The sequence below is a fragment of the Corynebacterium tuscaniense DNF00037 genome, assembly GCF_000759055.1.
Taxonomy (GTDB): domain Bacteria; phylum Actinomycetota; class Actinomycetes; order Mycobacteriales; family Mycobacteriaceae; genus Corynebacterium; species Corynebacterium tuscaniense.
Genome location: NZ_JRNG01000059.1, coordinates 1 through 9,446, shown reverse-complemented (window position 1 = coordinate 9,446; position 9,446 = coordinate 1). Strand labels below are relative to the sequence as shown.

Sequence of the window (9,446 nt, the reverse complement as noted above, 5' to 3'; positions counted from 1 at the left end):
GGCCTGGGGATTGCCCAGTCCGCCGGGCGTACCGGAGTGTGTTTTGATAACGCGATGGCTGAATCGTTCTGGTCGACACTGAAAACGGAGTTCTACGACCGGCAGCGCTGGCCTACCCGGGATGCTGCACGCATGGGTGTCGCCCGCTGGATTGAGGTGGTCTACAACCGTCGACGCCGGCACTCCACACTCGGGATGCTCAGCCCCGTCGACTTCGAGCACCAGATCACCCAGACCACCAACGAAAAAGAAACCGCTGCCTAACCATGAGGTAGCTCCACTACGTGTCCACCATTTGCGGGCAACCCCAAACCCTCGAACTTCATGCCCAGTTGAAAGTGCAAACGGATATACCACTGCACGGGACTCAACTGCGAAAAATCCGTGTCCACTGGGCGTCCCTACGCGCCGTTTAGTTGATGTTCTCAGCGTGCATTTAACTTATGGCTCGTTGGACAACGCGTTTGTCTCTTTAGGTTCACGAACCGAGTTGGAACCCTCCAGCTCGAACGTCCAACCTCAGGAGGTAAAAGGACATGCTTTCACCTGACTTTCTGCAAGCCAACCTCGAATTGTTCCTATCAATCATCACCCGAATATCCCCTTTAATTGTCCGGCAAGCCCGGCGCTGGCAGCAGCGGAGACTGGTCGGAGATAATGTCTGCAAGCACCCCCACCAGAGAGGCTTCAAGAACACCTCGGGAGAAGTCCTCGTTGACGTGCTGATCGAGGAAATCTCGCCGGATGGGATGTGGAACGTACTCGGCTATGCCAATGTCCTTCCCAACGGAGAATCGATAAAGGTCTGGGTTGGTGGAAGTTCCAACAAAAACAAGGTTCTTGTGGCCAGCTATCGAGGCATAGTCGGTAGGGAAGTGATGCTTCTAAGTGATGGATGGAATGGTGGTAACTAGGTGTTGTTTCTTATCCAATCGAAGTCAAGCCCGGTTTTTCTTGCAAAATCCTCTTGCCTGAATTCCAGCTTCTCCTTCATCCTTTCCACGAAGACTCTTCGTTCCTGCCACTGGGCAACACGCTGCTCATGGTTTTTGGCGATAGGTGAATCAGGTCGCGCTGTAAGTTGGACGATTTTCGTTAGTTTCTCAAGCTGTTCAGCTTCGTTCATTAGGCTCTCGAAAGCGGAGAAAAATCGCTCAGCCAGGCGGTTCATGTTGGTAAGTTCTGATGCGCTCACGAAATCATCCCACAGCTCCTGGTAGGGAAGTTCGCGTCGATCACGAACGTATGCGCCCGATTCGAATCCGAAACAGAGGGTCTGGTCCCCTCGGCGGTGCGGGGCGCACCACTCGAATATTGCGCCAATGAAGCTGTCTTGGAGTGCTCCTACGAAAGCTTGCATCTTGTCCCCCTCAAATTCACCACCTGAGTGCGCCCACATCTGCAACCACTCTTGAGGGCGTGTCGGGTCTAACGTTCGGACGTTCTCGTAGTCTTTGTAAAGCAAGAGCGTGAATGGCTGCACCATGTCGAGATTGAACAGGTACTGTCGAATTTCGAAGGGAACCTCTTTAGCCCCCTTGTCAATCATGCGACAGCCCATGTTCTTCACGTAATAACGCGCTAGGTGGCGTTGATCGAAATCCGTTCCATCGAATACCTCATCCCACATGAAGTACCGCCGCTCCCGGAAATAGTCCAAGTCTTCGAGGATGAACCCAATGAAGTGGTCGTAAGCCTTATCGAAAGGCTGGCTGAACTCATTGTTGCAGTACGAGCACATAGTCACCCCGAACATGGCATTACCGGACTTTGGTCCCCGAATCTCGTAGCCCTTGCCGTCTGCACCAATTGTGCGAAGTGGCTGTTCACCCCCTTCTTTCCAGAGTGCTTTCAACCTGGAGCTTTTAAAAGAGTGCTCCTGAGAGTCAGCCTTGCGCTCTTCACAAATCCAGCACATCTCACGATCCACTCGTTCGAACGCTCGGTTGATCTTCTTCGCCACTAGCTCGCTCCTGTTGCCGTGTTCTGTTGGAGTGTATTTATTGTTGCATCTACAGGCCTTTGAGGATGACAAGAAGCTTTTAATGGATAAGCAGTAGTGCTGGCGTTTGAGCGTATCGAGGAGTTCTTCGCTCACGGCCCAAGAGCTCCCGCTAGCAGTGCAGGGCTTCTCCTGATAGGGGCTCCTCTGTGCTGCAAGAAATACCCACCACCACGTTCCAGGGAAGATACGCGTGACTGTGACAGAATCAGGGAGTTGGCGAGAGACAACTCAACAAAATAGAGAACGAGTTATGGCGGATATTGAAAAAGAAGTAGCAGAGAACGCACCGGCAACCGCCGGCTCAGAACAACGCGCTGAGCTGCATAAGACGATCTGGAAGATCGCGAATGATCTTCGTGGTTCTGTGGATGGCTGGGATTTCAAGAGCTACGTGCTCAACATGCTCTTCTATCGCTTCGTCTCTGAGAACCTCACCGCGTACCTCAACGCAGAAGAAGACGGACTGGATTACGCGAACCTCTCGGATGAATACACAGAGCCTGCGCGTAGGTCGGTCGTCGAGGAGAAAGGCTTTTTTATCCCGCCGTCGCAGCTTTTCGAGAATGTCCAGGCGAAGGCTCACAACGACCCGAATCTGAATGAGACCATTGAGCAGGTCTTCCGCAATATCGAATCCAGTGCTGTCGGCACGGAGTCCGAAAGCGACTTAAAGGGACTTTTCGATGATTTCCAGGTCAACTCCACCAAGCTCGGCGCGACAGTTGCGGAACGAAACAAGAAGCTTGCGCAGCTTCTCGACGCGATCGCTGCACTGCCGCTTGGCAGCTTTGAGAACAACAACATCGACTTGTTCGGCGATGCGTATGAGTTCCTCATGCAGATGTACGCGTCTAACGCTGGCAAGTCTGGTGGTGAATTCTTTACACCTCAGGAAGTCTCCGAAGTTCTTGCCCGCATAGCGGCAGCTGGCAAAGAGAAAGTCCGCCAAGTTTACGATCCCGCATGTGGCTCTGGCTCGCTGCTGTTGAAGTTTGCCAAGGTCTTGGGCAGGGAAAACGTTGGTGGGTTCTACGGGCAAGAAATCAACATCACCACCTACAACCTTGCTCGCATGAACATGTTCCTGCACGATATCGGCTTCGAGTTCTTTGATATTCAGCGCGGGGACACTCTGATCAAGCCGCTTCACGACGATATCGAGCCTTTCGATGCAATCGTGTCAAACCCGCCGTACTCCATCGAGTGGGAGGGCGCAAATAACCCAGTGCTGATTAATGATGATCGCTATTCACCCGCTGGTGTGCTCGCACCGAAGTCCAAGGCGGATCTCGCATTCACTATGCACATGCTGTCCTACCTCGATGTGGATGGAACTGCGGCCATTGTTCAATTCCCCGGTGCTATGTATCGCGGGGGTACGGAAAAGAAGATCCGCGAATACCTCGTCAAGAACAACTTCGTCCAAGCAGTCATCCAGCTTCCCGCCGATCTTTTCTATGGCACCACTATTGCCACCTGCATTCTCGTGCTGAAGAAGTCCAAGGAAGACAGCTCAATCTTGTTTGTGGACGCTTCCAATCACTTCAAGCGCGTGGGCAAGAACAACAAACTCTTCCCCGAACACCAAGACGCAATTCTCAAACTCTACGAAAACCGTGAAGAAGTTGAGTACGAGACCGCGTTGGTTCCCAATGAGGATGTGCTGGACAACGGTTCAAACATGTCGGTCAATTCTTATGTCGCGCGTGAGTACGTGCGTGAAGTCATCGATGTGAAAGCGCTCAATGAGGAGCTCCAGCAGATCGTGTCGCGCCAGTACGTACTGCGCCAATCCATCGATAAGATTGTGGCTGACCTCGAAGGCGAGGGAGACGCTGATGAGTAAAGTCGATGAACTAATTCGAGAGCTGTGTCCTGATGGGGTGGAGCTCGTAGCTCTTGGGCAGCTTGTAAAGTTTGGGAACGGTAAAGATCACAAACCGCTCGGCTCAGGCGATATTCCCGTTTACGGGAGCGGCGGCGTAATGAGGTTTGTGGATCGAAGCATTTACGATGAGCCCTCCGTTCTGATTCCCCGTAAAGGTTCTCTCGGCAACATCTTTTTTACGGAGGAGCCTTTCTGGGTCGTTGACACCGTTTACTTTACAACGATTGACGAAAGTAAAATTGTCCCCAAGTTCTTGTATTTCTACTTGCAAGGTCTAAGGCTTCAGGAGATGAATCAAGCCGGTGGAGTTCCCAGCCAAACGCAAAGCCGTTTGAAAAAAATCCCTATAAATCTTCCACCTCTTGCAGTTCAAGATGAGATTGTGCGGATTCTCGATCAGTTCGTGGAGCTAGATCGCGAATTGGAACAGGAGATTGCTGGGCGCACTGTTCAGTTCAATCAAGTTCGTGAAGATCTAATTAGCGGTGCGAGCTTTCCGCGAGTGCCAGTGGGGTCCTTAGCAACACGTGTCTCCACAGGAGCTACGCCTAAAGCAGGCGAATCTCGCTACTACCAAGACGGGGACATCCCTTGGCTGAGAACTGGGGAAGTAAATTTTGGTGAAGTGTGGGAGACAGAAAAGCTCATTACGCAAGCAGCTCTTGATGAAACGAACGTCTCCTGGATTGCAGAGCATTGCGTAATCGTCGCTATCTCTGGTGCAACAGCTGGACGTGTAGCAGTCAATAAGATTCCGATGACCACAAATCAACACTGCTGCAATATGCAGATCAATCCTGAGCAGGCGGACTATCGATTCGTATTCCATGCCCTCGCTGCCTCCTATGAGGATTTGAAAGCACAAGGAAGAGGCGCTCGCGGTGATCTCAATACCTCCATTATTAAGGGGTTTAAGATTCCCCTCCCACCGATTGAAGTCCAAGAAGAAATTGCTTCCCAACTGGACACCTTCACGGAATACATCGATAACCTGAAGCGTGAGCGTGAGCTGCGGCAGAAGCAGTACGAGCACTACCGTGACCAACTACTCGATTTCCCGGTGAAGGAGTAACCCGCAATGGCCCAATTCTCGAACCCGTCTCGCTCCTTTTCGTCGCGGCCGCAGCATGAGTACATTGATCCGGTTGCAATGACGGAAACGTCCACAGTGGTTGCGAGTTACGTAGCTGATGGGAAGAGTGACACGGGGTACCAGTCGGAAGCGGCGCTGGAGGATGCGCTCATTGAGCAGCTCACCAACCAGGCGTATGAGCACGCCGATATTCGCTCCGCGGAGGAGATGCGGGAGAACCTCCGCAAAAAGCTCGAAGAACTCAACAAGTATGAGTTCACCGATTCTGAGTGGGACACCTTCTACCGCGGGGAGATCGCCAACCCATCGGCGGGCATCGTGGAGAAGACCCGCACGATTCAGGTTGATCACGAGAAAAACTTGATCCGTGAGGACGGAACAACCAAGAACATCCGGTTGATTGATAAGTCGAACATCTACCGGAATTCCCTCCAGGTGATTAATCAATATGCCACGAAGGGGAGCGATAAGGGCAACCGTTCGAACCGCTATGACGTGACGATTCTGGTCAATGGTCTGCCGCTCGTGCATGTTGAGCTGAAACGCCGGGGCGTGGCTATCCGCGAAGCCTTCAACCAAATTGATCGCTACCAGCGGGACTCCTTCTGGGCCGACGAAGGGCTCTTTCAGTACGTCCAACTGTTCGTAATCTCTAACGGCACGCAGACTAAGTACTACTCCAACACCACGCGCGACCTTCACGTGAAGGAAGTTGCGGGCAAGGCTAACCCGCGGCGAAACAAGAGGAAGACTTCCAACTCCTTCGAGTTCACATCATGGTGGGCCGATGCAGGCAACAAGCCGATCATGGATCTGATCGCTTTTGCGAAGACCTTCATGTCCAAGCACACGCTGCTATCCGTCTTGACTAAGTACTGCATCTTCACCGTTGATGAGTTGCTTCTAGTCATGCGGCCGTATCAAATCGCAGCGTCCGAACGCATCCTGAACCGTATCGAACGGTCGGTATTGAACAAACATCTCGGCAAACTTAATGCAGGTGGATATATCTGGCACACCACCGGCTCAGGCAAGACACTGACCTCGTTCAAGACTGCCCAGCTCGCCACCGAGATGGAGTCCGTGGACAAGGTGATCTTCGTCGTGGACCGTAAGGATCTGGATTATCAAACGATCCGCGAGTACGACCGTTTTGAGAAGGGTGCTGCGAACTCCAACACGTCTACCCGCATCCTTTCCCAGCAGCTCTCCACACGCGAGGAATTGCTGGCGGAGATCGAGGAGCGTGAACACGAAGGGCGATCTACAACAGGGATTGACCTATCCCGAGCTGACTCGAAAATCGTGATCACGACGATTCAGAAGATGAGCCACTTTATCGCCGGTAAAGATAAACGCGAGATCTACAACAAGCACATTGTGTTCATCTTCGATGAGTGCCACCGCTCCCAGTTCGGAAGCATGCACACGGCGATTAAGAAGAAGTTCAAGAAAGCGAATTTCTTTGGCTTCACCGGCACCCCTATTTTTGAGCAGAACAAGGTAGGTTCCAACCCGAACCTGCAAACGACTGCTCAAGCCTTCGGGGACTTGCTCCACTCATACACGATTGTGGACGCCATCCGAGACAAGAATGTCCTGCCGTTCCGCGTGGAATACAACGAACTGGCTCCCGTTGCCCCTGATCCGCATTCATCAGTGGAGCAGCGCATGGCGGAGTTGCTCGCGCCGGGTAGGGTCGAAGCGATTACCGGCTACATCCTGGAACACTTTGATCAGAAAACGAAGCGTGACCTGGGACAGACCTACATCCACAAAGTCGTGACCAACGTGGAGCAGTCCGTCCGCAAACGTGGTGCGTCTGAAGCAACGAGGTCTGACAAGACCGTACGCGGGTTCAACGCGTTGTTTGCCACTGACTCGATTCCGGCGGCACGGACCTACTATGAGGAATTCGCCCGCCAACAGGAGAACCTTCCACCGGCGCAACGGTTGAAGGTGGCAACGATCTTCTCCTCCCAATCAAATCCGAACAGTGAAGTGGACATCATTGAGGATGAAGACTTCGATACCACCAAGCTCTCCGTAGACAACCTGGAGTTCTTGGCGGGCGCGGTTGCGGATTATAACGAGATGTTCGCAACCAACTATGACGCGTATGACCCCGAGTCCTTTGAGAACTACTACAAGGATCTTTCCCAGCGCATTAAGAACCGCGAGGTTGACCTTGTCATTGTGGTGAACATGCTTTTGACCGGGTTTGATGCGACCACACTCAATACCTTGTTCGTGGACAAGAACTTGCGCATGCACGGTCTGATTCAGGCGTACTCACGCACGAACCGCATTCTCAACTCGGTGAAGACCTACGGCAACATCGTTTGCTTCCGCGACCTGGATGAGAACACGAACGAGGCGCTGGAGCTATTCGGTAACGCGGACAACGCGGCACAGGTAGCCATCCTTGCACCTTTCAAGGACTTCTATCGCGAGTACAAGCGCAAAGTAGAGGACCTGAAGGAGTTCTACCCGGTGGGTGAGCCGATTGCGTCTGAGAAGGCTCAAGTTGGATTCGTCAAGCTCTACGGCGGGATTCTCAAGCTCGAGAACATCCTGACGTCCTTTGATGAGTTCAAGGAGAAACAGCTCATCACTGAACGGGAATCACAAGACTACAAGTCGATGTACTTGGACTTGCATGACGAGTTCAAAGCCAAGCGCGATGCCGAGCGAGTTGTGGATGACACAGGCGTGGATGAGCCAGGGGATGAACAACTCGTCTTCGAAATTGAGTTGGTCAAGCAAGTTGAGATCAACGTGGATTACATCGTCATGTTGGTTGATGACTACCGCGCGAAGCGGGGAGAGGGCGACGAAGTTGGCGCGGAAGAAACCCGAGCTTTCATCGGACGCAGTCTCGATTCGTCCCCGACCTGGCGTGGCAAGAAGGATCTCATCGAGGATTTCATGGACGCTGGAGACGGTGCGATGGCATCCGGCGACAGTGATCAGAGTTGGGCGCAGTTCATGGAGCTGCGCCGTGATCAGGAGCTAAAGGAGCTCATCGAGACGGAGAGGCTCAAGCCGGATCTCACGTACTCGTTTGTGAAAGAGGCGCTTGGCGCGGGCGTGGTCTCCACATCCGGAACCGCCATGAGCAAGTTGCTGCCTGCGACCTCCAGGTTCGGCCGACAAGCCAACCATGATGCGGTTCGTGCTCGGGTAGGAGAGAAGTTGTCCGCGTTCGTAGAGCGTTTCTCGATGTTGTAGGGATTCGATGAATGCGACCGCAGCGGTGAGCGTCGAAAAGCAATATTGCTGCGGGCATTCATCGCCTGCTTGCGCTGGGTCTGCCTACCCCAGCCCAAACAGCTCCCGCTGAAAGCCCGTGGGGTTCTTCAGCCGTTCGGACTCAGGCAGTGGGCCGGGCAGGGTGGTGCCGTTAGCGAAGGGGGAGCCCGGGAGGTGGTCGCGGCCGTGGGGTTGGGCGAGGCCGGAAAGGTCGGGGCCGGCGGGGACGATCTGGGTGGGGTTCACTTCGCGGTGGACGATGTAGTAGTGCTGTTTGATCTCCGTGAAGTCGGTGGTGTCGCCGAAGCCGGGGGTCTGGAACAGCTCGCGGAGGTACCCGTAGACGTTGGGCATTTCGGTGATCTTGTTGCGGTTGGTTTTGAAGTGACCGTGGTAGACGGCGTCGAAGCGGATGAGGGTGGTGTAGGCGCGGATGTCGGTCTCCGTGATGTGTTCACCCATGATGAAGCGGTGGTTGGCTAGGCGCTCCTCCAACCAGTCGAGGACCTCAAACACATCGGCATAGGCTTCTTCGTAGGCGTCTTGGGAGGCGGAGAACCCGGCGCGATACACGCCGTTGTTGAACTTGCGGAAGAGGAAGTCATTGATTTCCTCTGCCTCTTCGCGCTGCTCTTCCGGTGGCAGCAGGTTCGGCGCGCCGGGGCGGTGGTAGTCCGTCCACTCGGTTTGAAAGTCGCGGACCATGGAGTTGTAATCGTTCGTCACTACCTTGCCGCTTGCTTCTTCCACGATTGCCGGCACGGTGATGCCGCGCGGGTAGTCGGGGAAGCGTGCGAAGTACGCATCCTGCAGGCGGGGGATCTGCAGTACGGGATCGACGCCGCCCGGATCTAGGTCGAAAGTCCAGGAACGCTTGTCATGGGTCGGGCCTGCCAGGCCGAGTGAGATCACATCTTCCAGCCCCATCAAACGCCGAACGATGACAGCGCGGTGCGCCCACGGGCAGGCACGTGCTGCGATGAGACGGTAGCGGTGCGGTTGCGCGGGCCAGAGCGGACCCCCGTCGGCGGTAGCCGATGAGACAATGCGGTCGCCGATGTAGTTCGTGTCCCGCTTGAACTCACCGTCCTTTGACGCATTCTGGGCATCGCCAGCCCAATCCTTCTTCGCGTCTGTAGTCATCGTGTCCTCCCTTGTCGCCTGAAAAGTTTGTGACACGTCAACTATACAGGCTCGGCGCTACGTGC

7 protein-coding genes are annotated in these 9,446 nt (G+C 54.0%); 5 read left to right on the top strand and 2 right to left on the bottom strand.

Annotation, left to right across the window (positions count from 1 at the left end; all coding sequences use genetic code 11):
- Positions 1–264, top strand: a 264-nt coding sequence (locus HMPREF2129_RS10095; RefSeq protein WP_034666253.1) for an integrase core domain-containing protein, incomplete at its 5' end; no start/stop codon positions are given.
- A 272-nt stretch (positions 265–536) separates the two neighbouring features.
- On the top strand, positions 537–914 hold the full coding sequence (locus HMPREF2129_RS10090) for a hypothetical protein (protein ID WP_034666247.1): 378 nt from the start codon (positions 537–539) through the stop codon (positions 912–914).
- Here HMPREF2129_RS10090 and HMPREF2129_RS10085 read toward each other — a convergent pair.
- On the bottom strand, positions 911–1,963 hold the full coding sequence (locus HMPREF2129_RS10085; RefSeq protein WP_034666245.1) for a hypothetical protein: 1,053 nt from the start codon (positions 1,961–1,963) through the stop codon (positions 911–913). The two genes, HMPREF2129_RS10090 and HMPREF2129_RS10085, sit on opposite strands and share 4 nt — an antisense overlap.
- Before the next feature lie 292 nt (positions 1,964–2,255).
- On the opposite strand from HMPREF2129_RS10085, the gene HMPREF2129_RS10080 reads away from it, so the two are divergent.
- From HMPREF2129_RS10080 to HMPREF2129_RS10070, 3 genes are read left to right on the top strand one after another with little or no spacing between them, the layout of a single operon-like run.
- Positions 2,256–3,851: a type I restriction-modification system subunit M gene (locus tag HMPREF2129_RS10080; RefSeq protein WP_034666244.1), complete on the top strand. Its 1,596-nt coding sequence runs from the start codon at positions 2,256–2,258 to the stop codon at positions 3,849–3,851.
- Positions 3,844–4,965, top strand: a complete 1,122-nt coding sequence (locus tag HMPREF2129_RS10075) for a restriction endonuclease subunit S (RefSeq protein ID WP_084576808.1) — start codon at positions 3,844–3,846, stop codon at positions 4,963–4,965. Before HMPREF2129_RS10080 ends, HMPREF2129_RS10075 begins: the two co-directional genes overlap by 8 nt.
- A gap of 6 nt (positions 4,966–4,971) precedes the next feature.
- Entirely contained in the window at positions 4,972–8,217 is a 3,246-nt protein-coding gene (locus HMPREF2129_RS10070) for a type I restriction endonuclease subunit R (RefSeq protein WP_052093124.1), read from the top strand.
- Between the two features lie 84 nt (positions 8,218–8,301).
- On the opposite strand, the gene HMPREF2129_RS10065 is transcribed toward HMPREF2129_RS10070, so the two are convergent.
- Positions 8,302–9,381 (bottom strand): glutathione S-transferase C-terminal domain-containing protein, encoded by a 1,080-nt coding sequence (locus tag HMPREF2129_RS10065; protein WP_034666242.1) that lies wholly within the window; start codon positions 9,379–9,381, stop codon positions 8,302–8,304.
- Positions 9,382–9,446 lie beyond the last annotated feature (65 nt).

What these genes read in the sequence shown, in the direction of transcription:
- HMPREF2129_RS10065 (WP_034666242.1), bottom strand. Translation starts at nt 9,381, where the DNA reads ATGACTACAGACGCGAAGAAGGATTGGGCTGGCGATGCCCAGAATGCG.
- HMPREF2129_RS10070 (WP_052093124.1), top strand. Translation starts at nt 4,972, where the DNA reads ATGGCCCAATTCTCGAACCCGTCTCGCTCCTTTTCGTCGCGGCCGCAG.
- HMPREF2129_RS10090 (WP_034666247.1), top strand. Translation starts at nt 537, where the DNA reads ATGCTTTCACCTGACTTTCTGCAAGCCAACCTCGAATTGTTCCTATCA.
- HMPREF2129_RS10075 (WP_084576808.1), top strand. Translation starts at nt 3,844, where the DNA reads ATGAGTAAAGTCGATGAACTAATTCGAGAGCTGTGTCCTGATGGGGTG.
- HMPREF2129_RS10080 (WP_034666244.1), top strand. Translation starts at nt 2,256, where the DNA reads ATGGCGGATATTGAAAAAGAAGTAGCAGAGAACGCACCGGCAACCGCC.